This is a genomic window from Kribbella kalugense (assembly GCF_004365875.1).
Lineage (GTDB): Bacteria > Actinomycetota > Actinomycetes > Propionibacteriales > Kribbellaceae > Kribbella > Kribbella kalugense.
The window spans coordinates 1,162,760-1,188,742 of record NZ_SODF01000002.1; the positions used below are offsets into that span (position 1 = coordinate 1,162,760).

29 protein-coding genes are annotated in these 25,983 nt (G+C 67.8%); 15 read left to right on the forward strand and 14 right to left on the reverse strand.

Going from position 1 to position 25,983, the window contains the following annotated elements:
• Positions 1-20 precede the first annotated feature (20 nt).
• The 5 genes from EV650_RS23340 to EV650_RS23360 all read left to right on the forward strand — a co-directional run bounded on the left by EV650_RS23340 (position 21) and on the right by EV650_RS23360 (position 3,842).
• Positions 21-782 carry an anti-sigma factor family protein gene (locus tag EV650_RS23340; RefSeq protein ID WP_134121153.1) on the forward strand — a complete coding sequence of 254 codons (762 nt, stop codon included), beginning with the start codon at positions 21-23 and terminating at the stop codon, positions 780-782.
• Positions 783-913: 131 nt separating this feature from the next.
• Entirely contained in the window at positions 914-1,894 is a 981-nt protein-coding gene (gene trxB, locus EV650_RS23345; protein WP_134121154.1) for a thioredoxin-disulfide reductase, read from the forward strand.
• 29 nt (positions 1,895-1,923) lie between these two features.
• The gene (trxA, locus tag EV650_RS23350; protein WP_134121155.1) at positions 1,924-2,253 is read left to right on the forward strand and encodes a thioredoxin; all 330 of its coding nucleotides are present in this window, start codon (positions 1,924-1,926) and stop codon (positions 2,251-2,253) included.
• Positions 2,254-2,290: 37 nt separating this feature from the next.
• Positions 2,291-3,415 carry an N-acetylmuramoyl-L-alanine amidase gene (locus tag EV650_RS23355; RefSeq protein ID WP_134121156.1) on the forward strand — a complete coding sequence of 375 codons (1,125 nt, stop codon included), beginning with the start codon at positions 2,291-2,293 and terminating at the stop codon, positions 3,413-3,415.
• A gap of 76 nt (positions 3,416-3,491) precedes the next feature.
• Complete coding sequence (locus tag EV650_RS23360) at positions 3,492-3,842, forward strand: VOC family protein (RefSeq protein ID WP_166678243.1); 351 nt, start codon at positions 3,492-3,494, stop codon at positions 3,840-3,842.
• A 44-nt stretch (positions 3,843-3,886) separates the two neighbouring features.
• Here EV650_RS23360 and EV650_RS23365 read toward each other — a convergent pair whose 3' ends face one another.
• Positions 3,887-6,022: an MMPL family transporter gene (locus tag EV650_RS23365; RefSeq protein ID WP_134121158.1), complete on the reverse strand. Its 2,136-nt coding sequence runs from the start codon at positions 6,020-6,022 to the stop codon at positions 3,887-3,889.
• Positions 6,023-6,095: 73 nt separating this feature from the next.
• Here EV650_RS23365 and EV650_RS23370 point away from each other — a divergent pair, with 73 nt between their 5' ends.
• A complete protein-coding gene (locus tag EV650_RS23370) occupies positions 6,096-6,422 on the forward strand; it encodes a PadR family transcriptional regulator (RefSeq protein WP_134121159.1) in 327 nt (108 codons plus the stop codon).
• Here EV650_RS23370 and EV650_RS40710 read toward each other — a convergent pair.
• The 4 genes from EV650_RS40710 to EV650_RS23390 form a co-directional block, all read right to left on the reverse strand.
• A complete protein-coding gene (locus tag EV650_RS40710) occupies positions 6,402-7,040 on the reverse strand; it encodes a permease prefix domain 1-containing protein (RefSeq protein WP_202874844.1) in 639 nt (212 codons plus the stop codon). The two genes, EV650_RS23370 and EV650_RS40710, sit on opposite strands and share 21 nt — an antisense overlap.
• A 29-nt stretch (positions 7,041-7,069) precedes the next feature.
• A complete protein-coding gene (locus EV650_RS23380) occupies positions 7,070-7,465 on the reverse strand; it encodes a DUF2784 domain-containing protein (RefSeq protein WP_134121160.1) in 396 nt (131 codons plus the stop codon).
• A complete protein-coding gene (locus EV650_RS23385) occupies positions 7,462-8,121 on the reverse strand; it encodes a GNAT family N-acetyltransferase (protein WP_134121161.1) in 660 nt (219 codons plus the stop codon). Before EV650_RS23385 ends, EV650_RS23380 begins: the two co-directional genes overlap by 4 nt.
• Before the next feature lie 73 nt (positions 8,122-8,194).
• A complete protein-coding gene (locus EV650_RS23390) occupies positions 8,195-8,395 on the reverse strand; it encodes a hypothetical protein (protein ID WP_134121162.1) in 201 nt (66 codons plus the stop codon).
• Positions 8,396-8,585: 190 nt separating this feature from the next.
• Between EV650_RS23390 and EV650_RS23395 the strand changes: the two genes are divergently transcribed.
• From EV650_RS23395 to EV650_RS23415, 5 genes are all read left to right on the forward strand, one after another.
• On the forward strand, positions 8,586-9,896 hold the full coding sequence (locus tag EV650_RS23395; RefSeq protein WP_134121163.1) for an aminotransferase-like domain-containing protein: 1,311 nt from the start codon (positions 8,586-8,588) through the stop codon (positions 9,894-9,896).
• Positions 9,897-10,028: 132 nt separating this feature from the next.
• A complete protein-coding gene (locus EV650_RS23400; protein WP_134121164.1) occupies positions 10,029-10,976 on the forward strand; it encodes a D-alanine--D-alanine ligase family protein in 948 nt (315 codons plus the stop codon).
• 9 nt (positions 10,977-10,985) lie between these two features.
• Positions 10,986-11,804 (forward strand): SURF1 family protein, encoded by an 819-nt coding sequence (locus EV650_RS23405; protein WP_134121165.1) that lies wholly within the window; start codon positions 10,986-10,988, stop codon positions 11,802-11,804.
• Positions 11,801-12,145 carry a DUF3817 domain-containing protein gene (locus EV650_RS23410; RefSeq protein WP_238174403.1) on the forward strand — a complete coding sequence of 115 codons (345 nt, stop codon included), beginning with the start codon at positions 11,801-11,803 and terminating at the stop codon, positions 12,143-12,145. The genes EV650_RS23405 and EV650_RS23410 overlap by 4 nt, the downstream gene beginning before the upstream one ends.
• 42 nt (positions 12,146-12,187) lie before the next feature.
• On the forward strand, positions 12,188-12,985 hold the full coding sequence (locus EV650_RS23415; protein WP_134121166.1) for a class I SAM-dependent methyltransferase: 798 nt from the start codon (positions 12,188-12,190) through the stop codon (positions 12,983-12,985).
• Positions 12,986-14,028: 1,043 nt separating this feature from the next.
• On the opposite strand, the gene EV650_RS40430 is transcribed toward EV650_RS23415, so the two are convergent.
• The 9 genes from EV650_RS40430 to rpmH all read right to left on the reverse strand — a co-directional run bounded on the left by EV650_RS40430 (position 14,029) and on the right by rpmH (position 20,267).
• Complete coding sequence (locus tag EV650_RS40430; protein ID WP_166678244.1) at positions 14,029-14,244, reverse strand: hypothetical protein; 216 nt, start codon at positions 14,242-14,244, stop codon at positions 14,029-14,031.
• 119 nt (positions 14,245-14,363) lie between these two features.
• Positions 14,364-15,320: a ParB/RepB/Spo0J family partition protein gene (locus EV650_RS23425; protein WP_134121168.1), complete on the reverse strand. Its 957-nt coding sequence runs from the start codon at positions 15,318-15,320 to the stop codon at positions 14,364-14,366.
• Between the two features lie 148 nt (positions 15,321-15,468).
• On the reverse strand, positions 15,469-16,404 hold the full coding sequence (locus EV650_RS23430) for a ParA family protein (RefSeq protein ID WP_166678245.1): 936 nt from the start codon (positions 16,402-16,404) through the stop codon (positions 15,469-15,471).
• 521 nt (positions 16,405-16,925) lie between these two features.
• The gene (gene rsmG / locus EV650_RS23435; RefSeq protein ID WP_134121169.1) at positions 16,926-17,597 is read right to left on the reverse strand and encodes a 16S rRNA (guanine(527)-N(7))-methyltransferase RsmG; all 672 of its coding nucleotides are present in this window, start codon (positions 17,595-17,597) and stop codon (positions 16,926-16,928) included.
• Positions 17,598-17,607: 10 nt separating this feature from the next.
• Positions 17,608-18,132: a Jag family protein gene (locus EV650_RS23440; protein ID WP_439648797.1), complete on the reverse strand. Its 525-nt coding sequence runs from the start codon at positions 18,130-18,132 to the stop codon at positions 17,608-17,610.
• 83 nt (positions 18,133-18,215) lie between these two features.
• The gene (yidC, locus tag EV650_RS23445; protein ID WP_134121170.1) at positions 18,216-19,433 is read right to left on the reverse strand and encodes a membrane protein insertase YidC; all 1,218 of its coding nucleotides are present in this window, start codon (positions 19,431-19,433) and stop codon (positions 18,216-18,218) included.
• Positions 19,434-19,766 (reverse strand): membrane protein insertion efficiency factor YidD, encoded by a 333-nt coding sequence (yidD, locus tag EV650_RS23450; RefSeq protein WP_369409958.1) that lies wholly within the window; start codon positions 19,764-19,766, stop codon positions 19,434-19,436.
• On the reverse strand, positions 19,763-20,104 hold the full coding sequence (gene rnpA / locus EV650_RS23455; RefSeq protein ID WP_134121171.1) for a ribonuclease P protein component: 342 nt from the start codon (positions 20,102-20,104) through the stop codon (positions 19,763-19,765). Before rnpA ends, yidD begins: the two co-directional genes overlap by 4 nt.
• Positions 20,105-20,129: 25 nt before the next feature.
• Positions 20,130-20,267 carry a 50S ribosomal protein L34 gene (gene rpmH, locus EV650_RS23460; RefSeq protein ID WP_130386492.1) on the reverse strand — a complete coding sequence of 46 codons (138 nt, stop codon included), beginning with the start codon at positions 20,265-20,267 and terminating at the stop codon, positions 20,130-20,132.
• Between the two features lie 1,540 nt (positions 20,268-21,807).
• On the opposite strand from rpmH, the gene dnaA reads away from it, so the two are divergent.
• The 4 genes from dnaA to gnd all read left to right on the forward strand — a co-directional run bounded on the left by dnaA (position 21,808) and on the right by gnd (position 25,983).
• Positions 21,808-23,379, forward strand: a complete 1,572-nt coding sequence (gene dnaA, locus EV650_RS23465; protein ID WP_134122637.1) for a chromosomal replication initiator protein DnaA — start codon at positions 21,808-21,810, stop codon at positions 23,377-23,379.
• A 6-nt stretch (positions 23,380-23,385) separates the two neighbouring features.
• Positions 23,386-23,661 (forward strand): hypothetical protein, encoded by a 276-nt coding sequence (locus EV650_RS23470; protein ID WP_134121172.1) that lies wholly within the window; start codon positions 23,386-23,388, stop codon positions 23,659-23,661.
• A 226-nt stretch (positions 23,662-23,887) separates the two neighbouring features.
• Positions 23,888-25,033 (forward strand): DNA polymerase III subunit beta, encoded by a 1,146-nt coding sequence (dnaN, locus tag EV650_RS23475; RefSeq protein WP_134121173.1) that lies wholly within the window; start codon positions 23,888-23,890, stop codon positions 25,031-25,033.
• Positions 25,034-25,059: 26 nt separating this feature from the next.
• Positions 25,060-25,983 (forward strand): phosphogluconate dehydrogenase (NAD(+)-dependent, decarboxylating), encoded by a 924-nt coding sequence (gene gnd / locus EV650_RS23480; protein WP_134121174.1) that lies wholly within the window; start codon positions 25,060-25,062, stop codon positions 25,981-25,983.

Below are 25,983 nucleotides of genomic sequence, written 5' to 3' on the forward strand. Positions count from 1 at the left end.
TGTGAGGAGGCGAGCCCCCGATGACCGAATCCGGCCTTCCGACCAGTGAGCACCTCGAGCACCTGGATACGGACACGATTGCCGACCTGATCGAGAACCTGCTGCCCGCCAATGAGGCGCACCGCGCTCGTGAGCATGTGAAGGCGTGCCCCGAGTGCCAGCAGACGTACGACGCTCTGGTCCGGCTCTCCGAGGACCTCGCCGACGAGGGTCGCGCCGACATCCCGATGCCCACCGACGTCGCCGAGCACCTGGACGCGGTGATCGTGTCCGAGTCGGTGCTGCGAGCCTCGACGGTCGGAGTGCACTCGCTGGCACAGATCCGCGAGGAGCCCCGCCGGCACCTGCCGAAGCTGCTCGGCGCGGCGGCCGGCGTCGTACTCATCGCCGCGATCGGTGTCGGCGTCGTCATCGCCACCAAGGACCAGGCGAACGAAGGCGCGGCCAGCACCGACCAGAACAGCCCGCCGGCCGACGCCGTGACGTTGACCACCGACGACATCGGTTCGCAGGTCAAGCAATGGCTGGAGCACACTCCGAATCCGATCGTCCACGGGTCCGCGGACGAGCAGGCCTGCGCCCGGTCGTTCGCCTCCACCCAGCCGAACCCGAACGTCCGGCTGGTCCAGCCCGCCAAGATCGACGGCAAGCGGGCCACGATCATCGGGCTGCAGGGCGGCGCGGCGGGTGACATTCAGGTCTTCGCGGTCACCGGATGTAACGAACCGGGCGGAGTCGCCAGCTCGTTCTACGACACCACCGTGACATTGCGCAGTCGCTGAAGACCCACCGTTGGTAGGTGGGTACCGTATTGAACACGGCCCCACCCCTCCGCCCCGGTCAGGGGGAATGGACGGCCTCTAGGATCCGTTGAGTACGACGTACCAATCTCGACTCCCCGAGGAACGCCTGAATGAGCGACTCCACTGTTCGCAACGTCATCATCATCGGCTCCGGTCCCGCCGGTTACACGGCCGCCGTGTACGCCGCTCGCGCGGCGCTGCAGCCGTTGGTCTTCGAAGGCTCCGTGACCGCCGGTGGCGCGCTGATGAACACCACCGAGGTGGAGAACTTCCCCGGTTTCTCGCAGGGCATCATGGGCCCGGCGCTGATGGACGAGATGCGCACCCAGGCCGAGCGCTTCGGCGCCGAGCTGGTGCCGGACGACGTCGTCAAGGTCGACCTGACCGGTGACATCAAGGTGGTCACCGACTCGGCCGGCGTCGAGCACCGGGCCAAGACGGTCGTCCTGGCGATGGGGTCGGGCTACCGCAAGCTCGGTCTGGCCGACGAGGAGCGGATGTCCGGGCACGGCGTGTCCTGGTGTGCGACCTGTGACGGCTTCTTCTTCCGCGACCACGAGATCGCGGTCGTCGGCGGTGGCGACTCCGCCGTCGAGGAGGCCACCTTCCTGACCAAGTTCGCGAAGAAGGTGCACCTGGTGCACCGCCGCGGCGAGCTGCGTGCCTCGAAGATCATGGCCGACCGTGCGTCCGCGAACGACAAGATCGAGTTCCACTGGAACTCGGCCGTCGACAAGATCCACGGTGAGGACAAGCTGAGCCACCTGACGCTGAAGGACACCGTCACCGGCGAGACCTGCGAACTGCCGGCCACCGGCCTGTTCATCGCGATCGGGCACGACCCGCGCTCGGAGCTGGTGAAGGGTCAGGTCGACCTGGACGAGGAGGGCTACGTGCTGGTCAAGCCGGACAGCACCGAGACCAACCTGCCCGGCGTGTTCGCGGCCGGCGACCTGGTGGACCACACCTACCGGCAGGCGATCACCGCCGCCGGCACGGGCTGTGCGGCCGCCCTGGACGCCGAGCGCTACCTGGCCACCCTGGAGGACGCGGAGCACGCCGCGGCCGCCACCGAGCCTGTCTCTGTCTGACCTGACCATCACCTGAAGGAGAAACGCCCATGGGCGAGAAGATGAACGCTGTCACCGATGCCGAGTTCGACCAGACAGTGCTGAAGAGCGACAAGCCGGTCCTGGTCGACTTCTGGGCCGAGTGGTGTGGCCCGTGCCGCCAGGTCTCCCCGATCCTGGAGGAGCTGGCGCAGGACCACAGCGACAAGATCACGTTCCTGAAGATGAACGTGGACGAGAACCCGGTCACCCCGAGCAACTACCGCGTTACGGGTATCCCTACCATCAACGTCTATGTGAACGGTGAACTGGCCAAGTCCATCGTCGGCGCGAAGCCCAAGGCTGCGCTGCTGAAGGAGCTCTCGGACTTCACCGCCTGAGCACTACCCCGCCGCCACGGCAAGGAGTACAGAACTGATGGAATCCCCGCACGGCGTGTACCGGATCGGCGACAGCGGTGAGGCGGTCGCCGAGATCGTCGGCAAGCTGGAGCGGCTCGGGCTCCTGACCGGCGGTCACGACGTCTATGACGAAGCGACCGCACACGCCGTCCGAGGGTTCCAGCAGCAACGCGGGCTGATGATCGACGGCATCGTCGGCCCGGAGACCTACCGGGCGATCGACGACGCACGCTGGCGGCTGGGCGACCGGCTGCTGACGTACGTGCCGTCGCATCCGCTGAGCGGTGACGACGTCCAGGCGCTGCAGGCGAAGCTCCAGGAGCTCGGCTTCGCCGTGGCCCGGATCGACGGGATCTTCGCCGCGGACACCCAGCGCGCGGTGACCGAGTTCCAACGCAACATGGGCCTCCCCGGCGACGGCACCTGCGGTCCGTCGACGTTCAAGGCGCTGCAGCGGATCCGGCCGATGGCCACCGGTGGCCGGCCGGACGCCCTGCGTGCCCGCGAGGCCGTTCGTGCCGCCGGACCACGACTGTCCGGCAAGACTGTGGTGATCGACGCGGGCCACGGCGGCTTCGACTACGGCTGGGAGGGCTACGGCCTGCGCGAGTCCGACATCGCGTACGACCTGGCCGCCCGGATCGAGGGCCGCCTCGGCGCCACCGGCGTACGGGCGTATTTGTCCCGGGGCCGGGATCAGGGGCCGGACGAGCTCGCCCGGGCCGCGTTCGCGAACGAGACCGACGCGAACCTGTGTGTCTCGCTGCACACCGACGGTTCGATGAACCCAGAGGCGCAGGGCGTCGCGACGTACTACTACGGCAACGACCTGCACGGCGCTTCCTCGAGCGTCGGCGAGCAGTTCGCCGGCCTGGTGCAGCGCGAGATCGTCGCCCGCACCGACCTGCTGGACTGCCGCACCCACGCCAAGACCTGGGACCTGCTTCGCCGGACCAAGATGCCCGCGGTCCGGCTCGAGATCGGCTACGTCACTAACCCGCACGACTCGGCCCGCCTGGCCGACCCCGCCTTCCGCGATGTCATCGCCGAGGCGATCGTGGTCGCCATCCAGCGCGTCTACCTCCCGCCGGACCAGGACGCCGCCACCGGCATGCTCCGCTTCGGCCAACTCACCGTCTAGGTCGTCGATTTCGGGATGGGCTGTTCGTCATCTGAATGAGTTCGGTGACCACACCGGGCACATTTGGGGAGGAACCATGGCACATCCAGTCGTTCACGCCGAGATCAGGTCGGCGGACCCGGACAAGACGCGCGAGTTCTTCGCGGAGCTGTTCGGGTGGAAGGTCGCGTCCGAGGGCGCGTTTCCGGGGTACACCTTCATCGACACGGGAGCTGAGGGCGGGCCGTACGTCGCCATCAGCCCTCGGCAGAGCGCTGAGGACGAGGTGCTGTTCTTCGTCGCCGTCGAGGACGTCGCGGCCACCCTCGCCCGCGCCGAGCAACTCGGCGGAAGCATCGTCCAGCCGGCCCAACAGGTACCGGGCACCAGCTTCGGCGTCTTCGCCGACGCCCAGGGCCACAAGGTCGGCGTCGCCGCCAACGGCTGATCCCCCAGCGTGGACCGCGCCCAGCCCAGCGCGGCCCACGAGGCTCAGTCCTTTTCCAGCGCGATCCGTGGGAGGACGCGTTCGAGGCGGCGCGGGAGCCACCAGGCTCGGTCACCGAACAACCGCAGTACTGCGGGGACGATGACGCAGCGGATCAGGAGGGCGTCGAGCAGGACCGCGGTCGCGAGGCCGAGGCCGAACTGCTTCAACATCCGGTCCGGGCTCAGCAGGAAGGCGCCGAATACCACGATCATGATCGCGGCCGCCGCGGTGATCACGCTGCCCGTCGTCGCCAGCCCTTCCCGGACCGCCGCCCGGGCGTCCTTGGTACGCCGCCACTCCTCGTGGATCCGCGAGACCAGGAACACCTCGTAGTCCATCGACAGCCCGAACACGATCGCGAAGATCATCACCGGTACGAACGCCTCGATCGGCCCGGCCTGCGCACCGAACCAGCCCTGCTGGAACACCAGCGTGATGACCCCGAGCGAGGCGCCGATGCTGAGCAGGTTGAGTACGGCGGCCTTTAACGGAATCAGCACCGACCGGAACACCGCCATCAGCAGCAGCGCCGACAGCCCAACCACCACCAGCACGAAGATCGGCAGCCGCTTGCTCACCGCCCCGGCGAAGTCGTCGGCCGCTGCCGTCGCTCCACCGACCAGGTACGTCGCGTTGGTCTGCGACTCGAGCTTCGGCAACGTGTCGTCCCGCAGTCGTTGCACGAGGTCGCTCGTCGCCGCGTCCTGCGGAGCCGACTTCGGAAACGCCAGTACCGTCGCGATCTTGCCGTCCGGAGTCAGCTGCGGCGGCGTGACCGCCGCGATCCCGGGATCCGCCACCAGTGTCTGACCGAGCACCTGGGCCGCGGCCTGGTCCCCCTCCGACACGACCACGAGCGGACCGTTGAACCCGGGCCCGAAGCCGTCGGCCAGCAAGTCGTACGCCTTCCGGCTCGTCTTCGCCGGATCGTCCGTCCCCGCATCCGCGAACCCGAGCCGCATGTTCAACGCCGGCAGCGACAAGGCGCCCAAGGCAACGACTCCGAGCAGCAACGGAACCCACGGTCCGCGCTGCACCGCACCCGCCAGCTTCCGCCAGCCGTCGCCCGGCGTACGGCGTTGCTTCGCGGCATGCTTCCGGACACTCCGCTCGATCCGCTTGCCGAACAACGCCAGCAGAGCCGGCAGCAACGTCACCGCAGCCAGCATCGTCATCAGCACGGTCAACGTGACGCCGAGCGCAACGCCTTGCAGCGAACCAAGTCCCAACGCCAGCAGGCCGAGCAGAGCGATCACGACAGTGCAGCCGGCGAACATCACCGAACGACCCGCGGTGTCCAAGGCAACGGTCGCCGCCGCCGCCCGATCCGTCTCACCTTTCAGGAGTTCATGGCGGTAGCGCGAGAAGATCAGCAACGCATAGTCGATACCGACGCCCAGCCCGACCAGCAGCATCACCGGCGTCGTGTACTCCGGCACCTTGAACAGATGCGACGCGAGCATCAGCAGACCAACGGTGCTGCCGACCGCGAACACGGCAGTCAACAGCGGAAGTGTTGCCGCAAGCAACGATCCGAAAAGGAACACCAGGATCACCAGGGCGGCGATGACACCCGCGCCCTCGGACGCGCCGCCGGCACTGTCCGACGCGTTCCGCGCCAGGTCCCCACCGACCTCGACCTGGAATCCCGGCCGCGCGAAGTCCTGAGCCCGGTCGATGATCGTCCGCACGTCCGCCACCGGCATGTCCGTCTCCGCGACATCCAGGCTGACAGTCGAGTACGCCGTACGTCGATCTGTCGACATGCTGCCCGGAGCGGTGAACGGGTCGGCGACCGCGCCGACATGCGGAAGGCCCCGGACGACCGCCAGCATCGACGCCACCCGGGTCTTGTCCGCCGCCAGCCCACCATCCGCCCGTACGACGATCTGGACCGAGGCCGTGTCGCCCTTCGGCTGGTGCGCCTGGAAGATGTCCGTCACCCGCTGCGAGTCGGTCCCCGGGAGCGAGTTGTCGTTCTTGTAGGTCGCACCGACAACGGTGGCCGCGGCGGTGACCGCGGCCAAAACGAGTACCCACAGCAGAAGGGCCAGGCCGGCGTGCCGCATGGCCCAGCCGGAGACCCGGTGCAGCAGACCAGGTCGCGTCGTACGTCGGACCGGGGTGTCGATGACCATCGCGCTCTCCTGATAAGTAGGTCGACTACATGTTGCCTCTCGACAGTAGCAGGGATATGAGTAGACTGGCTACATGAAGGCGGATGCGCTGCGTGGACACCTCGACCCGATGATCCTGGCGGTGGTCGAGACCGAGCCGCTGCACGGTTACGCGATCATGGAGGCGCTGCTGGAGCGCAGCGGCGGCGAGCTCGACCTGCCGACCGGCACGCTCTACCCCGCGCTGCGGCGGCTGGAGCGGGCCGGTTACCTGGCCAGCGAGTGGAGCACGGTCGGCGGACGCAAGCGCCGGACCTACCAGCTCACCAGCGCCGGCACCAAGATGCTTGCCTCAGGCAAGCAGGAGTGGGTGACCTTCCGAGCCGTGGTCGAAGGAGTGCTACGCCCGGGCCAGGCGTAGGCAGCGGCCTGCCTGGACACTCACCAGTGCGAGCGGCAGGACGACGAAGGTCCCGACGATTCCGTACGCCGGCAGGCCCGGAGCATGCGTGCTGGTCGCGGTCATCGTGACGCCGATCGCGGCGATCAGCGCGGAGCCTGCGAGTGTGAAGAGTGCGGTGATCCGACTCAGATGCTCCCGGACCAACGGGTATCGCAGGCCGATGCCGGTGCTGAGCACAGCCAGCACAGCGCCGGCCATCACGACCCCGCCGATGTCGCGGACCACGACCTGCAGCAGGTCGTTCAGGGCGCTCGTCCCGGTCTCGTCGCTGGTCCAGACCCATGCGCCGCTCTGCCAGACGATCGGCTGGATCAGCAGCGCCAGCAGCAGCATCATCGCCGTCCGGCGGCTCTGACTGATCGCCAGCTCCTCCCGGTAGCCGGGCGCCACATCCTCGATCGACCCGAAGTCGGCCACCGCGTGCTTCTCCGCGTCGTACCGCTCCAGACCGTCGGCCTCGAAGGCTTCGGTCGCGTCGGTCAGGTGGTCGCGGGCCTCGGTCAGCAGGTCCGCCTTCCGACGCCGTGGCCCTCTGAGCTCCTTGCTCAGAGCGGTCAGGTACTCGTCGATGGGCACGGCTCCAGTATGGGGACCTTTCGCCCGGATCACGTCCGGGGTCCCACTGACTCTCCCCTGACCTTGGCCTGCCGACGACGCCGCAGTACGACGAAGAACCCGGCGTACCCGATCAGCACCAGGGCGAACCCGATCCGCTCCGCCCACGGCGTCGCGCCCTCGGGCCACAGGTGTCCCTCGAGGTAGTGATGGATGTACCCGCCCGCGTAGACGCTCTCGCCGCCCTGCCGGCGGAAGAACTTCTCGGTGGCCGTGACCGGACAGCCGAAGTCGACCAGGACGATGACGAGGTTCCACACCACGATGGCGAGGTGGAGCCAGATCAGCTTGGGCCAGCGCCAGGCGAGGAACCCACCGACTACGAAGAAGAGCAGCAGGGCGCCGTGCACGACCATGACGACATCGGCCAGCACCCGCCAGATCATGGGGCCTCCGGACCCGATCTCAAGGCATCCCGGACTGTGACCGGCTTCGACGGCGAGTTCTCGGGGCGGATCACGCCCATCAAGCGTTCGACCGCGGCCTCCATCTCGCTGCGCCAGGTGATCGTCGAGCGCAGATCGAGCCGCAGCCGTGGATTACGCGGATGCTCCCGGACCACCCCGAACCCGACCGCCCGGAGGAACTCAGTTGGCCAAACACACCCCGGCCCGTCCCAGCGCGAGTCTCCGAACGCCTCAACGGCCCGGAATCCACGCTTCAGCACGTCCTTGGCGACCGCCTGGACGAGGATCTTGCCCAGCCCGAGCCCGAGGTACCGCGGCTGGATCCGGCCGGTCGCGAGTACGACGGCATCGGGACTGACCGGAGCGGTCGGGAACGCCTGGATCCGGGGCAGGTACGTCGCGGGTCCGTAGACCGCGAACCCGGCTGGGTGCTCGTCGACGTACAGCACGACTCCCGCCGGCCCCCAGTCGAGCAGGAGCTGGGAGAGCCAGGCTTCTTTCTCGAGTGCGGTGTCGCCGTTGCGGTCGGCCTGGCGCGCGGCGACCGGGTCGAGCTCCCAGAACACGCAGTCACGGCACGGAGCGGGCAGCTCGCCGAGATTGGCGAGCGTCAGCGGTTCGAGCCGTCGAGCCATCAGCGGATCCGATCAGCGCTGGATCGCGGCCGTTCTGGTGGCTCGGAGCCTGTTAGCTTCGTCACCGTACGTGTCACCGCGTAGCGGGAGCGGCCGCCGGCTCGGGGACCGGGGACGGCGTCCGCGCGTCCGGGGTCCGGGTCGCCTCCGGGGCGACGTACCGCTGCTGCACTTTCGCTGCGGGCTGCTGCCTGAACAGCTCACCCGCGAACCCGGCCAGCACACCCAGCATCAGTCCGCCGAGCGCCCATCCGGCTGTCTTGCGCACGCTCATCCGATCCGCCTTCCAGTCCACCTCTCAGGCCGCACCCGCCGATCGGCTGTCTCAACAGCCAGATTGCGGCATGGTCGAACCTGCCCCTATAAGGCATGGTAGTGAGAGGTCACGCCGATCCACAGCCCGGACTCGGGTTCCTCGACGTAACCTGGTGACTTCCCCCTCGATCACCGTTGGAGTGGCCCCCGTGAGTGCTGACGTGCCCGATGTCCGGCAGACCCGCCTCGACAACTACGTCGAAGCGTATGCAGCCCGGACCAAGGGTATGACCGCATCGGAGATCCGAGCGCTGTTCTCGGTCGCCAGCCGGCCCGAAGTGGTCTCGCTCGCCGGTGGCATGCCGAACATCGCCGGCCTACCGCTGGACGTGGTCGGCGGAGCGGTCCGCGACCTGGTGATCGACAACGGCACCATCGCGATGCAGTACGGCTCCGGCCAGGGCGATCCGACGCTGCGGGACCAGATCTGCGACATCATGCGGCTCGAGGGCATCGAGGCGCATCCGGACGACGTCGTGGTCACGGTCGGCAGTCAGCAGGCGGTCGACCTGGTGACGCGAGTGTTCTGCGACCCGGGCGACGTGGTGCTCTGCGAGGCGCCGTCGTACGTCGGCGCGCTCGGAGTGTTCCGTGCGTACCAGTGTGAGGTCGTCCATGTCGCGATGGACGACGACGGCGTTGTGCCGGAGGCGCTGGAGCAGGCGATCGCCTCGGTGCGCGCGGCCGGTAAGCGGATCAAGTTCTTCTACACGATCCCGAACTTCCACAACCCGGCGGGGGTTTCGCTGTCGGACGAGCGGCGTGCTCGGGTGCTGGAGATCTGCCAGCGGGCCAGCTTGCTGGTGCTGGAAGACAACCCTTACGGCTTGCTCGGCTTCGAAGGTGAGCCGCAGCGGGCGTTGCGCGCCGCGGACCGGGAAGGCGTGATCTACCTCGGGTCGTTCTCGAAGACGTTCGCGCCCGGGTTCCGGGTGGGATGGGCGGTCGCACCGCATGCGGTGCGGGAGAAACTCGTGCTGGCACAGGAGTCCGCGACGCTGTGCCCGCCGACGTTCAGTCAGCTCGCCATCTCGTCGTACCTGGTCAGGCACGACTGGATGGGGCAGGTGAAGCAGTTCCGGGAGATGTACCGGGAACGCCGGGACGCGATGCTCGCGGCGCTCACGGAAAAGATGCCAGCGGCAACGACCTGGACGCGGCCGCGCGGTGGGTTCTATGTCTGGCTGACGTTGCCCGAAGGCCTTGACGCGAAGGCGATGCTGCCGCGGGCGGTGACCGCGCGAGTGGCGTACGTACCCGGGACGGCCTTCTTCGCCGACGGTTTCGGCTCCCAGTGCATGCGGCTGTCGTACTGTCATCCGACGCCGGAGCGGATCACCGAAGGCGTCGGCAGGCTCGCCGCGGTGATCAACGAGGAGCTCGAGCTCCGCCAGACCTTCGGCCCGCTGCCACCCGGCGCCGGCCGTGACTACGACGCTCCCGGGCCTGAGCTGAGCTAGACCAGTAGGCAAAGGTTGCGCAATGGATCTGCGGGTACCCGTGGGTCGCTGACACGCTAGCGGTACCGTTCCAGTGGGCCTCGGGACCGGCGACCGTGCCGGAGTCGCCCACGAGTGATCGGGATATTAGTGATGAGTGATCTGGGTCGAGTGCTGGTACTGGCAGGTGGTTTGTCGCACGAGCGGGACGTGTCGCTCCGGTCCGGTCGGCGGGTAGCGGACGCCCTGCGCAGCGTTGGCGTGGAGGTGGAGCAGCGCGATGTCGACGCCTCCCTGGTCGATCGGTTGCGCAACGATCCCCCGGACGCGGTCTTTCCGGTCCTGCACGGCGTCACCGGTGAGGACGGCGCTCTCCGCCAGGTCCTCGACCTGTACGGCGTTCCGTACGTCGGAGCTGATGCGGCCGCCTGTCGGACAGCCTTCGACAAGCCCGTCGCGGCGACGATGGTCGGATCAGCTGGCCTGTACACGCCGGCCTCGGTCGTGCTTGGACATGAGACGTTCCGCGAGCTGGGTGCCGCGTCGCTGATGGAGTCGGTCATCCACAAGATCGGCCTGCCGCTGGTCGTGAAGCCGGCGCGCGGCGGTTCGGCGCTGGGTGCGTCGATCGTGCGGTCCGCCGAGGAGCTGCCGTCGGCGATGGTGAACTGCTACGCGTACGGTCCGGTGGCGTTGATCGAGCAGTACATCGACGGCACCGAGGTCGCCGTGACGGTGGTCGACACCGGCGACGGGCCGCGGGCGTTGCCGGCGGTGGAGATTCGCCCCGACTCCGGGTTCTACGACTACGAGGCGCGGTACACGGCCGGTGCGACGCAGTTCGTCGTACCTGCTCGGCTCGAGCCTGAGGTTGCGGGCGCGTGTGCTGCGGCCGCGGTTCAGGCGCACCAGGCGCTGGGGCTGCGCGATCTGTCGCGGTCGGACCTGGTGGTGGACGCAGCTGGGGTGCCGTGGTTCCTCGAGGTAAACGTGGCGCCGGGTATGACGGAGACGTCGCTGGTCCCCTTGGCCGCCGAGGCAGCTGGGATCGAGCTCGGCGTACTCTGCCGCGACCTGCTCGCCGCAGCAGCAGCCCGCTGAAGGCCCCCGATGCCCGACCCTGACGACCGGCCTCTCTGGCGGACGGTTCTGACGCCGCGGTGGTTGGGGCTCCTGGTACTGGCGCTGGCCATCGCCGCAGTGATGTCCGTGCTGGGTGTGTGGCAGCTGGACGTGTATCACTCGAAGACTGCGGACGCGACTGCTCACCGAGCTGACGCCGCACCTGTGCCGTTGCAGTCGCTGTTCTCGATCGACGAAGGCTTGCCGTCCAAGGCGGTCAGCCGACGGGTGACGGTCGACGGCACCTGGGGTCCGGCCGCGGACCAGGTCTTCATCGCCAATCGCTTGCAGGACTCGCGTGAGGGCTTCTGGGTGGTCTCTCCGGTGAAGCTCTCCGACTCCGACGCGGTCATGGTCGTCCGCGGATGGGTGCCGACGGCAACGGCTGCTGCCCCGACCGGACCGGTGCAGCTGACGGGGACGGTGATCTCGTCCGAGTCCGAGGACTCTTCCGACGATGCCGCCAAGGGTCGGGTGCTGTCTTCGCTGCGGATCCCTACGATCGTTCACCTTGTCGACTACCGGGTGTACGACGCCTTTGTCGTACAGGAGTCCGTCGTCTCCGGCGTCGTACCGTCTCCTGCGCCGGCCGTCGTACAACCGCCTGCACCTCCGACCGATCACGCCGGGCTGCGGAACGTCGCGTATGCCTTCCAGTGGTGGATCTTCGCGGCCTTCACGCTGTGGATGTGGGCCCGGATGGTGCAGGACGCGCGCCGGTCCGACCCGGACTCCCCTGATCCGGAGTCTGACGATCCAGACCAGGCCGGTGAGCGCGTGGAGCCAAGCGGTACCGTTTCAGCGTGACTTCCTCTGCCGACCCCGCCACCTCCGCCGCGTTGACCCCGGCCGTCCGCGGGGCGCTGATGCGCTACCGCGTGATCGCGTACGTGGTCGGCGTGATGCTCCTGCTGCTGGTGTTCCTTGCGATGCCGCTGAAGTACTTCGCGAACAGCCCGGGCGCGATGGACGTGATCGGTCCGACGCACGGGTTCCTGTACATGGTCTACCTGCTGCTGACCTTCGACCTGTTCCGCCGGGTTCGCTGGTCGTTCCCGCGACTGGTGATGATGGCGCTGGCGGGCACGATCCCGTTCCTGTCGTTCTACGCCGAGCGCAAGACGTCGCACGAGCTGCTGGGTCGCTAATCCCTTTGTGCTGTTGGTGTTCCCGGCCCTAGCTTCAGGGTTGTGCTCCACGACATCACGGAATCCAACCGCGCCAGCTGGAACCAGATCCACAACGCCCGCCCCGGCGAACCTGCGTCGTACTTCGCCAACGGTGGCTCGACCCTGGAGCCTGACGAAATCGCGGCCGCCGGCTCGGTCCAGGGTCGCCGCGTCCTCCACCTAGCCTGCTCGTGTGGCGACGAGGCACTCTCCTGGGCTCAAGTCGGCGTCGAGGTCACCGGCGTCGACATCTCCGAAGTCGCAATCGCGATGGCCCGCTCGAAGTCTTTGGCAGCCGGCATCCCGGTCGACTTCCGTCGCGCCGACATGATGGATCTGCCGGCCTCGCTGACCGGCTTCGACCTGATCTACCTCAGCTGGGGCGCTATCTGCTGGGTGCCGGACCTCACCGTCTTCGCCACCGTGATCGCCGACCGTCTGACTCCCGGCGGCTCGGTCCTGATCTCCGAACACCACCCGGTCTGGGAAGTCCTCACCGTCCAGGGCCCGAACCACCTGACCGTCACCGAGGACTACTTCGCCCGCTCGACCCCGTGCGCCCGAGCCGACAACGCCAAGCTCCCGACCGGCGCACGCGACAACCCCGACGCCCCTTCGTTCACCGCGTACATCTGGACCCCGAGCGACATCATCACCGCCCTCCTCTCCGCCGGCCTCACCCTGACCGCCTTCCACGAGTCCCCCGCCCCCGAGATGTACGCCGGCCTAGGCCCCGCCGCAGCCCACCTCCCCGCCACCTACCTCATCAAAGCCACCCGCAATGTTTCACATGAAACATCACAGCAAGTCCCCAAATAACTAAGTCGACAAATCCCACCCGCCCCGGACTGCCCCGAGAACCCCAGAATTCCTCTGAGAGCCGGATCCTCCGCCCACTCACCCCACCCAAGCACCGCGGTAGAAGAGGATCTGAGCGGAGAAGCGGAAGGGCCGCGTCCACCGCTGCCAAGCCTGGAGGAGACACGCCTCCACAGCCAAAAGGCCTCCCAGAACCACCGCCTGACGAGCCACCGCGAACCCTCCCCCGGGGACGGGCGCTCGCTGCACAGACCCGCACGCTGTGCTGGACAGCCAGCCCGCTCGCAGCTGCTGAAGCCAATGCCGGTGACCTGAGACAAGAAGTCGTGGCCAGAGACCTGAAATTGCATGTCTCCGCCCCCGACAACCTGTCCCAGGCCACCACAGACGAACGTCCGCAACGCACCCCGCACCACCGCACCCCGCACCACCGCCCCCTGGCCGCGTCACCAACCACCGCACGCCGGCAAGCGCACGCCGCCCACTCGGCCGCGCCGCGACTCGATTGCGCGCGACGGGACGCAGCAGGGGCACCCGTACCGGCTGCTCCTGAACCGGCAACGGTGGCGGAGGCAGCCCAACCGTCAGGTTCCGAACTCCACCACGCTCCGGCGCCTCGGCAGCGCCGTACCCCAGCGGTGCCGGTCCTGCGGCGCCCGCCCGTACCTCTTCGGTCACGCACCTCCCGCGCCGCAGGTCTGCGCGCCGTCCCCGCATTCCCGATGGGTCTGACACGGCCCTCTCGCCAGGATGCTGCCCGCTTGCCGACCCGGCGGCCGCACCCACTGGTCAGGTCGCTAACCGGCGCACACCGGCCAACGTGCGGCGGCCCGCAGCCCGCGCCGTGACCCGATTGCGCGCGACGGGACTCGGCGGGCGCGCCAGTTCCGGCCGCTCATCCGCTAGCTCACGCCGGTTGGCGCACTCGACCGGCCAACAGCCGAGCGGCATCAGGCAGCGCCCATCATCGGCCGTCCGGCTTCCCGCAGAGCGGCCGCCGCAGACATCGCCGTGAGCAGGCCCGACGACCTCGACGGACCAGGTCACAGGACCGGACCGCACCGCGCGCCACGGCGGCTGTGGGGCAGCGCCCGTTCTGGGTCGCGCGGCGCGGGCTCCGGGTCGCGCGGCGCGGGCTCCGGGTCGCGCGGCGCGGGCTCCGGGTCGCGCGGCGCGAGCTCTAGGCGGCGCGGCGCGGGGCCACCGCCGCGAGCCTGCACTCGGCTGACGCGAAGGAGCAGGTCGGTGTGCGTAGCCAAGCGCCTCCGGACGATCGGCATCGTCAGCGCGGTCTTGCGCACCCGCCGGTGCAGCCATCCCTGGTACGCCGCCAGGTGGTTCGCGTCGTGCGGGCCCCGGGAGCCCCGGAGAGCGGGTGTTAGGGGTTTTGTTTGTTGGGGTCCATGAGGGTGACTATGCGTTCTAGGTCGTCCAGGGAGGCGAACTCGACGGTTATTTTGCCCTTGGTTTTGCCTAGGTCTACCTTGACGCGGGTTTCGAAGCGGTCGGAGAGGCGGTCGGCTAGGTCGACCAGGCGGGGGGCGACCGGCTTGTTGCGGCGGCGGGTGGTTGGGGTGTCTTCGGCGTTCATGTCGCCCAAGGCGACGATCTCTTCGACGGTGCGGACCGACAGGCCTTCGGCGACGATGCGTTGGGCGAGGCGCTCGATGGCGTCGCCGCTCGGGAGGCCTAGGAGTGCGCGGGCGTGGCCGGCAGACAGGACGCCGGCGGCGACCCGGCGCTGGACGGAAGCTGGCAGCTTCAGTAGGCGCAGGGTGTTGGAGATCTGTGGGCGGGATCGACCGATCCGGGTGGCGAGGACTTCCTGGGTGCAGCCGAAGTCGTCGAGCATCTGCTGGTAGGCGGCCGCTTCTTCGAGCGGGTTCAACTGGCTGCGGTGCAGGTTCTCCAGGAGGGCGTCGCGGAGCATCGCGTCGTCCGACGTCTCGCGGACGATTGCCGGGATCGTCGTGAGGCCGGCCTGCTGCGTTGCGCGCCAGCGGCGCTCGCCCATGACGAGTTCGTACTTGTCGCCCTCGAGCTTGCGTACGACGATCGGCTGGAGCAGCCCGATCTCCTTCACCGAGTGGACGAGCTCCTCCATCGCGTCCTCGTCGAAGACGCTGCGGGGCTGCTTCGGGTTCGGCGTGATCTTCTCGACGTCGATCTCGGCGAACGATGCTCCTGGCACCGCGGCCAACTCTGGCCCCTGCGGCTCGGCCGGCCTCGGCGGCGCTCCCGGGATCGAGTTCGACTTGCTGCCGAGGGTCGTGGTTCCGGGAGCCGGCGAGCTGGGGATCAGCGCGCCAAGTCCGCGTCCGAGTCGGGTGTTCATCGCGCTCCCTCGAGTTCGACCTGCTGAGCTACTGCTGGCTTGCTACACCACCGGCTACACCACCGGCTACACCACCGGCTACAACACCGATCAGGCATCGCGTTTCACGTGAAACGGTGCCACACCGATCCGAGGATCGACGGAAGGCCTAGGCGTTGTTCCGCATCGCGATCTCGCGGGATGCCTCCAGGTACGACAGCGCGCCGGCCGAAGCAGGGTCGTACGCGAGCACGGTCTGCCCGTGGCTCGGCGCCTCCGAGATGCGCACCGAGCGCGGTACGGCGGTCCGCAGTACGGCGTCCTTGAAGTGACCACGTACCTCGGCAGCAACCTCGCCGGCCAGCTTCGTGCGGGCGTCGTACATCGTCAGCAGGATGGTCGACACGTCGAGACCGGGGTTCAGGTGCGACTTCACCATGTCGATGTGGCGGAGGAGCTGCGACAGTCCCTCGAGTGCGTAGTACTCGCTCTGGATCGGCACCAGGACCTCACGCGCGGCGGTCAGCGCGTTGACGGTCAGCAGGCCGAGTGACGGCGGGCAGTCGATGAAGACGTAGTCGAACTTCTCGCCCGCGGCCTCGGTCTTGGCCAGGTAGGCATCGAGCACGTTCTTCAGCCGGCTCTCGCGAGCGACGACGCTGACGAGCTCGATCTCGGCGCCGGCCAGGTCGATGGTCGCCGGGATCACCTGGATGCCCGGGTGCTCGGCACAGGGCTGGGTCAGGTTGTCCAGCGCCTCACCTTCGATGACGGCCTCGTACACACCCGGTGTTCCCTCGGCGTGGTCGATGCCGAGGGCCGTCGACGCGTTGCCCTGGGGGTCGAGGTCGATGACCAGGATCCTGGCGCCGTACAACGCGAGGCCGGCGGCGACGTTCACCGTCGTCGTGGTCTTGCCGACGCCGCCCTTCTGGTTGGCGACCACGAAGACTCGGGTCTGGTCGGGCAGCGGGAACTCGCGGCCCATCGTGCGTCCTTCATTCACCAGCAGGGTCCGTTCGGTCGCGGCGGCGATCGGAGTCTCGAGAAGTCGTCGCTGAAGCTCGTCCGACGTGGCCCGCGCGGCGATCTGTGCGGCAGTCATAGCGCCCATTCCAATAGGTGCGGGACTTGGCCCGAAGAGGATGTCTGTAGGGGTTGGGGCGGGTCTACCCCCAGCTCCGTCCACAGGCTGCTGTGGACGAATTCCCGTGTGCGAGGGCAGTTTCGTGCGGTGGTCATCCACAGGCGGTGGAGATTCCGGGAACACCGGTTCGGCGTCCACCAGTGACACCGATTCGGGCTCGGAACCATCATCTCGCATGTCCGGCGTTTCACGTGAAACGGCGCCGGAGTCGACAACGGCGGGTACGTCGAGACCGGCCGCGGCGACCGCCCGGAGGCCCGAAGTGTCGATCGGTGCGGACACCACCACGGGCTCCGACGGCTCGCGAAGAGAGGAAGTCTGGACCGGTGGTGCAGGGGCGGGGGTCGAATCGGGAGCCGGCTCCTGGGTCACGACGCGTACGCCGGAATCCGGATCGGTCGGCCAGCCGATGCCCTGCGAAGACCTCGGCTCACCTGTGCTCTTCTCGGGCCATCCGAGGGCACGACTCACCAACCCGCTCACCTCCCGTATTGTCCGCGCCGGGATCCCCCTGCAGCACGTCCGGCCACAATACTCACCACAGTGGTGGGGAGGGCCAGTTCATCGCCGCCGAGTTGATGAATATGCCAAAGCTCTGCACCAAGCTTCGCCAACTCGCGTTCCGAGGCGTCCAGTTCCTCCTCTGCGGACGACCCCTTCATCGCCAGCATCAGTCCACCCTCGACGCACAGCGGCAGACACCACCGCGCCAGCTTGGCTAACGGAGCCACGGCGCGAGAGGTCACCACGTCGTACGACGCCGGCGGCAGATCCTCGGCCCGCGACCGCAGTACGGTCGCGTTGTCGAGCTCGAGGGCGTCGACCGCTTCTTCTAGGAAGGTCGTCCGTCGAAGCAGTGGCTCGACGAGCGCGACCTCGAGATCCGGGCGAACGATGGCGAGCACGATCCCCGGAAGGCCGGCGCCGGTGCCGATGTCGGCCACCGAGGACTCCTCCGGGATCAGGCGCTCTACGACGGCACAATTCAACAGGTGCCGGTCCCAGAGCCGCGGCACCTCGCGAGGCCCGATCAGCCCTCGCAGTGTGCCTTCGGTCGCGAGCAGTTCGGCGTACGCCGAAAGCCGGACCGCCGCCCGTGGAAACAGCTTCTCCACGAGCGGCGGTGTTTCACGTGAAACGGATTCGGTCACTGGCGCACGATCATGGCTGGATCACTACGCGGCGGCGGGGCTCTTCGCCCTCCGACTCGGACGTCAGGCCGGCGGCCGCGACGACATCGTGGACGACCTTGCGCTCGAACGGCGTCATCGGGTCGAGCCGGACCGGGGTCCCGGTCGCCTTCGCTTCCTCGACCGCCTTGCGGCCGACCTCTTCGAGCTCGGACTTCCGGTTCGCCCGGTAGTTCGAGACGTCCAGCATCAGCCGCGACCGCTCACCGGTCTCCCGGTACACGGCGAGCCGCGTCAGCTCCTGGAGCGCCTCCAGGACCTTGCCGTTCTCGCCGACGAGGTTGTTCAGCTCCGCGCCGACGATCGAGACCGCAGCCCGATCGCCGTCGATGTCCATGTCGATGTCGCCGTCGAGGTCGGCGATGTCGAGCAACTCCTCGAGGTAGTCGGCCGCGATGTCGCTCTCGGCCTCGAGGGCCTTGAGGCGATCCTCGGCCGAATCGCTCGTGCCGGCGGACTGCTCCGCCGCCTCGGTGTTCTGCATGCCGTCAGTCACGGCCACTCCTTCACAATTCGGGATCCGCCCCACGGGGACCCGGGTGGTACACAAAGCAACAAGGGAATCCGGCGCGGCGCTGGTCAGCGCGAGCCGCCGGAGCGCTTCTGCGCCGCCTTCTTCTGCGCGGCCGACTTCGCCGCGGGCTGGCGCTTGGGCGTTCCCTTCTTGCCGGCCGGCTGCTTCTTGGCAGCACCGGCCTGAGTCTTCTTGGGCGTGTCCTGCGGCCGCGGTGCGTCCTGCGGATCGCTCGACGACGTCTGCCCGTTGCTCGCTGCCGGCGTCTCAGACGTACCGGCCGGGCCGCCACGACGATCGCTGCGCGACTGCCGCTTCGGCTGCTGCCGCTGGGCCGGGCGCCGGTCCGAGCCGGTCTCGGTGGCGGTCGCCGCACCCTCGGTGCCCGGGACGTTCTCGTCGGCCGGGCGGCCGTGGCGCAGGTTGTGCTCCCGCTTGCGGGCCTGCATCGCGTCGTACGCGTGGGTGCCCGGAGCCGGGTTGCGGCGAATCACGTAGAACTGCTGGCCCATCGTCCACAGGTTCGAGACGAACCAGTAGATCAGCACACCGATCGGGAAGTTGAAGCCACCGATCAGGAAGAAGACCGGGAAGACGTACAGCATGATCTTCTGCATCTGCGCGGCCTGGCCGGTGAGGGCTTCCTTCGGCATGTTCTTGCGCATCAGCTGCAGCTGCGTGGTGAACATCGTCGCCGTCATCAGGATGATCAGCACGATCGCGACGACCTTGACGTTGCCGGCGCCGGAGCCGTTCGCCTTCAGGAAGGTCTGCGAGATCTCCGCACCGAAGATCTTCGCGTGCTGCAGCGAGCCGACGTACGGCTTCATGATCTCGCTGTGCCACTGGCCCTTCGCGGCGTAGTCGAGCACCCGGAACAGGGCCAGGAAGATCGGCGACTGGAGCAGCAGCGGCAGGCACGAGGAGAACGGGTTGGTGCCCGTCTCCTTGTACAGCTTCATCATTTCCTGACCGAGCTTCTCCCGGTCATGGCCGTACTTCTTCTGCAGCTCCTTCATCTTCGGCTGCAGCAGCTGCATGTTCCGGCTGGAGCGGATCTGCCGGACGAACAGCGGGATCAGCAGGGTCCGGATGACGATGGTCAGGCCGGCGATCGACAACGCCCAGGCCCAGCCGCCGTTCGGATCGAGCACCTGGCCGAGCAGCCAGTGCCAGCCGACCAGCAGCGCCGAAACGGCCCAGTACAGCGGCGTCATGACGGTGTTGAACAGATCTACGATCCCGTCCCACACCGCGAGCCCGGGGATGGCCAGAAGAGTCACTCATGCACCTCGCTGCACAGGCCCGGCGTCGGCTGACGATCCGGGCTGGTTGGCGGATCCGTGAACACAGGGGTCCTCACGGTCTCCGCGCTGGTCGACATCTGTGGGTGGAACGGGGTCGTAGCCTCCGGGGTTCCACGGGTGGCAGCGGATGAGTCTCCTCATCGCCAGCCAGCTACCGCGCACCGCACCGTGGCGCTCGACCGCCTCCAAGGCGTACGCCGAACAACTCGGGTAGAACCTGCACACCTGCCCGTACATCGGGCTGATCAGCAGGCGGTACAGCTTCAGAAAACCAATGATCCCGCTTCGCACGGGATTGAACCGCATCATGAGCCCAGCAACCGGGTCAGGGCGCCGTCGACGTCCTTGGCCAGTTCGTCGTACGACGCTGAAGCGGACGACGGCAGGGCCCGGACGACTGTCAGGCTACCGGCCGGCAGATCCGGGAGTCGCGTTGCCAGGACAGCACGCAGACGGCGGTGGACCCGGTTCCGCAGAACCGCGTTGCCCACCGCCTTGTTCACAACGAATCCGACCAGCGGGGGTTCGGCGTAGCCGTCCTCCGCCAGGAGGTGGAGAACCACCGCGCGCCGCGCCGCGCGCCGTCCGGACCGGACGGCGCGTCGGAAGTCGTCGGACCGGCGCAACCGGTTCGACGCAGGCAACACGAGGTGGTCACCGTCGATGAGTCGCTCAGGCCGCGAGGCGCTGGCGACCCTTGCCACGGCGGGCGGCGATGATGGCGCGACCCGCACGGGTACGCATCCGAAGACGGAAGCCGTGCTTCTTGTGCCGGCGACGGTTGTTCGGCTGGAACGTCCGCTTGCTCACTGGAATGACTCCGGTTACTCGAGATCACAGAATTTGTCGACAAATCCACTGATTGGATCTGCCCGGTGGTGCAGTCCTGCGAACCATCGGAGAACCAGAGAGAAGGTCTCGCAGGGAGCGCAGCACGAAACGGCCGGCTCAACACCGACTGATCCACGGTACGTGGCTGGCTGTGGACAGGTCAAACCAGGTATCCCCAGACTTTTCCACAGCCTTGTGGACAGAATAGTGGGCAGCCGGTCGCGCCGATGTTCGTCACGGTCCGAACTGGACCGCCACTGAGAGCGATCACCAACCATGACTACGCTCCGACGTCTACCCGACACGCCGCAAGTTGCCCCCAATTTCCTGTTCATAGCCTGTGGATGACGGCTTGAAGCTGCCTGGTCGAACTTGTTAGCGTCACTCCCTCACACCAGAGGTCCCGCACCCCGCGATCGGTAACCAACCTGCTCCCGCGTTCGTTCACAACTGTGGACAACCGTGTGGACAGTGCGGCCGCCGAGAGCGGAGTCAGCTGCCGCGCTGAGCCGAATAGCACCACGACTCACCGGCCGCACGGGCGTCCGGGTCGAACGGCCGCACCGCCCGGGTCCCCCCGGTAACGAGTCGGCCGCCGCAGCGATGAATCGGGGAGCAACGCGTGGTCGAGGACGATTCCGCCAGTGCGGAAGTCACACCGGTGGAATACACGACAGCCGAGTACCGGACCGACTACAACGGCGACGGCAGACAGGACCTGCGCCCCGAACCCGACGCCGGCCTCCGCCCCGAACCCGAGGCGAATTTCCGTACCGAGGTCCTACCCACGCCCGAGCCGCTGCCCCGCATAGACACCGCGCCGGCGCCCAGGCCCGAAAAGCCGCGGATGGATCCGGGCGACTACTTGAGTCCGTCGCTCCCGATCCCGATGCCCGCCTCGCCGGCCCCCGGCTACCGGCCGGCGCCGCCTCCAGGTCCCTACGGCTACCGCTCGGAGCTCGAGCGCGCGGCCACCGATCTTCCAGCAGGACCACCACAGCCCACGGCGGGTACGACGTACTTCGGTACGGCGCCTGCCGTCGGCAATGTCCGCTACTCCGGTCAGCCCGGCGCGTGGGGTGCCGCGACCGAATGGGGTACAGGCAGCGGTGACATCGCGGGCTCGCTACCGAACGAGGGTGATGCACGTGTGGACACCACCAACCAATGGTCACCAGACCAACGGCCTGCTCAGCAGAACGCCGCTGACCGGCCGCCCGTCGAGCACCGCCCGGCAGACGCACCGGCCCCGGAGCCGCACGCACCCGAGCGGCCAGTCCAGCAACAGCAGCCAGTCCAGCAGCCGGTCCAACCGCAGCAGCAACAGGTCCCACACCAGCACGCACCTCAGCAGCCGGCACCGCAGCAACTCGCACCGCAACACCACGTGCCTCAACAGCAGCCAGCTCAGCCTCAACAGCAGCCAGCTCAGCAGGTCCCCCAGCAGCAGCCCCAACAGCAGGTGGTCCCACAGCAGCAGGTGGTCCCACAGCAGACGGTCCAGGAGGTGGCAGCACCGGTGACGGATCTAGGCGAAGCCTGGGCCCGGGTGCTCGCGGGTCTGCCGCCGAACCAGCGTGCCTGGCTGACCAACTCACGTCCGGTGACGCTGCACGAAAGCACCGCGATCGTCGCGGTGCCCGACGACTTCACCCGCGGCCAGCTGGAGACCCGGCTCCGTCCGGACCTCGAGCGGATCCTGACCGAGAGCTTCGGCCGGGACATCCGGATCGCCGTCACCGTCGACCCGTCCCTCGACCCCGAGCTCCGCGAGCAGCAGCAGGCCGCCCAGCAACCGCCCCAGCCGTACGCCCAGCAGCAACCGCAACACCACCCACAACAGCAGCCGCCGCAACAGCCCGCGGTACGCCAGCCGCTGAACACCGACGGCGCCTACCAGCCGACGATCCAGTCGGCTCTCACCGATCCGGCCAACGCGGCACCACAGCAATTCCAGCAGCCGGCGCCGCAGCAGCAGTCGCCGTTCGGTCAGCCAATCGGTTCGGTCGCCCCGCTGCCGAACGGTGCGCCGACGGCCACCGAGGGACAAGGTGAAGCCCGGCTCAACCCGAAGTACACCTTCGAGACCTTCGTCATCGGCAGCTCGAACCGGTTCGCGCACGCGGCCGCGGTGGCGGTCGCCGAGGCCCCGGGCAAGGCGTACAACCCGCAGCTGATCTACGGCGACTCCGGTCTGGGCAAGACCCACCTGCTGCACGCGATCGGGCACTACGTCCGCAGTCTCTACACCGGGGCCCGCGTTCGATACGTCTCCAGCGAAGAGTTCACCAACGACTTCATCAACGCGATCCGCGACGACAAGGCGTCCCAGTTCCAGCGCCGGTACCGCGATGTCGACGTACTGCTGATCGACGACATCCAGTTCCTGGAAGGCAAGATCCAGACCCAGGAAGAGTTCTTCCACACCTTCAACACGCTCCACAACGCGAACAAGCAGATCGTGATCAGCTCCGACCGCGCGCCAAAACGCCTGGAGGCGTTGGAGGACCGGCTGCGGAACCGGTTCGAGTGGGGCCTGATCACCGACATCCAGCCGCCCGACCTCGAGACCCGGATCGCGATCCTCCGGAAGAAGGCCGCGACCGAGCGACTGACCGCGCCGCCGGAGGTGCTGGAGTTCATCGCGTCGAAGGTGCAGACGAACATCCGTGAGCTCGAAGGCGCCCTGATCCGCGTCACCGCGTTCGCCAGCCTGAACCGGCAACCGGTCGATCTGAGCCTGGCCGAGATCGTGCTGAAGGACCTGATCCCCGAAGGCAGCAAGCCCGAGGTGACCGCCTCCATGATCATGGGCCAGACCGCGTCGTACTTCGGTCTGTCGATCGACGACCTGTGCGGCTCGAGCCGGAGCCGCGTGCTCGTGACCGCTCGTCAGATCGCCATGTACCTGTGCCGCGAGCTCACCGATCTCTCGCTGCCGAAGATCGGCCAGCAGTTCGGCGGACGCGACCACACCACCGTCATGCACGCGGAACGGAAGATCCGTCAGCTGATGTCGGAGCGGCGCAGCGTCTTCAACCAGGTGACCGAACTGACCAACCGGATCAAGCACCAAGCGAAGCAGCAATGAGGTCCGGTGACCGCGATCAGTTTCCTGTACGCCGAGCGCTACGACGCGGTCACCGAACCACACAGCCTGGGGACACAGCTGTGGAAAACTGTGGGTATTGCTGGGGACACGTCGGTCGAACGTGTGGACGCCCTGTGGGGACAGAATCCGTCATCCGCAGCCGTCCCCAACACGACCGAGATTCATCCACACGGCGTCCCCAACCCAAAAGGGCACGTGACCTGGGAAGTCGCCGCTTTTCCACAGTATCCACCGGTGCGAAGAACACTATGGAATCTGTAGAGAGGTCCCAGTCCACAAAACGAACGGCCGGCCCGATCTGGGGAAAACCCCACTCTCGCGCCGGTTGGACGAACCTGTCAGGCTGTCTCCGTAGGCACCTGAAGAACCCCAGCAACGACGGCGACGCGACCCGCCCGAAGCGCCACGTCAGGCCCGATTGGCGCACAACACACTTGTCCGTGGCAGGATCTGCCTGGCACACAGCCGAATCAGGAGGCACCCAGCGGTGAAGTTTCGCGTCGAGCGCGACGTACTGGCCGAGTCGGTGGCCTGGGCCGCGCGCAGCTTGCCCAGTCGTCCCAGCGTTCCGATCCTTGCCGGCCTTCTGGTCGAGGCATCCGACGGACAGATCACCTTGTCCGGCTTCGATTACGAGACCTCGGTCCGGGTCACTGTGCCCGCGCAGGTCGCGGACGCCGGCAAGTGCCTGATCTCCGGCCGGCTGATGGCCGATATCTCCAAGAGCCTTCCGAACCAGCCGGTGGACATCGCCGTGGACGGCGCGAAGGCCCAAGTCACTTGCGGCAGTTCGCGCTTCACGCTCCAAACGCTTCCCACAGAGGAATATCCGGCTTTGCCGGAGCTTCCGGCTGCCAGCGGGACGGTCAAGGCCGACGTCTTCGCTCAGGCCGTCTCCCAGGTGGTCACCGCAGCAGGCCGTGAGGACACCCTCCCGGTGCTGACCGGTGTCCGGGTCGAGATCGAGGGATCGACGATCTCCCTGCTCGCTACCGACCGCTACCGGCTGGCCATTCGTGAGCTCGAGTGGAACCCGCAGTCCCCCGACGCATCGGCGGCCGCTCTCGTGCCGGCCCGGGTGCTGTCCGAGACCGCGAAGGCGATGACCGGCTCCGACGTGATCGTGTCGCTGGCCGCACCCGGCACCGGTGACGGCATCGTCGGCTTCGAGGGCGAGGTGTCCGGCGGCAACCGGCGCGCCACCACCCGGCTGCTGGACGGCGAGTTCCCGAAGGTCCGCGGCATCATCCCGACCGACTCCGCGATCGCGACCCGGGTCCGGATCGACACCGCGACCCTGGTCGAAGCGGTCAAGCGGGTCGCGCTGGTCGCCGAGCGGAACGCTCCGGTTCGGTTGACCTTCGACGACGACACCGTGACCCTGGATGCCGGCAGCGGCGACGAGGCGCAGGCATCCGAGTCGATCGAGGCCCGTGTCTCCGGTGACCCGGTGACCGTAGGCTTCAACCCGACGTACCTGCTCGACGGTCTGAACGCGATCGGTACGCCGGTCGCGCACCTGGCCTTCACGCAGGCGACGAAGCCGGCCGAACTGACCGGTGTCAGGGACTTCGACGGCGAACCGATCAGTGAGTTCCGGTACGTGCTGATGCCGGTCCGCCTGAACAGCTGAACGCCAACAGAACAAGGGGATTCACGATGGAGCTCGGCCTTGTCGGTCTCGGCAAGATGGGCGGCAACATGCGCCAGCGGATCCGCAACGCCGGCCACACGGTGGTCGGCTTTGATCACAACCAGGACATCTCCGACTCCACGGACTTGGCCGACATGGTCGGCAAGCTCACCGCAACCGATCAGCCCAAGGTCGTCTGGGTGATGGTGCCGGTGCAGGCCATCGACCCGGTCGTCACCGAACTGGCCGAGCTGCTCTCCCCCGGCGACATCGTCATCGACGGCGGCAACAGCCGCTGGACCGACGACACCCGCCGCGCCGCCCAGCTCGCCGAGAAGGACATCCGCTTCGTCGACTGCGGTGTGTCCGGCGGCGTCTGGGGTCTGGAGAACGGCTACGCCCTGATGTGCGGCGGCGACACCGACACCGTCGCGACCGTGATGCCGATCTTCGAAGCGCTCAAGCCCGAGGGCGAGTTCGGCTTCGTGCACGCCGGCAAGGTCGGCGCCGGGCACTTCACCAAGATGGTCCACAACGGCATCGAGTACGGCATCATGCAGGCGTACGCCGAGGGTTTCGAGCTGCTCGAGGCCGCGGAGATCGTCGACAACGTGCCGGCCGCGTTCGACTCCTGGCGTGAAGGCACCGTGATCCGGTCCTGGCTGCTGGACCTGATGGTGATCGCGCTCAAGGAAGACACCCACCTGGACAAGATCCGCGGGTACGCCGAGGACTCCGGTGAGGGCCGTTGGACCGTCGAGGCTGCGATCGACAACGCCGTACCGGTGCCTGCCATCGCCGCCGCGCTGTTCGCCCGGTTCGCGTCCCGGCAGGACGACTCGCCGGCGATGAAGGCGATCGCCGCGATGCGCAATCAGTTCGGCGGTCATGCCGTGAAGGGTGCCGACGCGGCCGACCCGTCGTACGCGACACCCCCGATCAAGCACTGA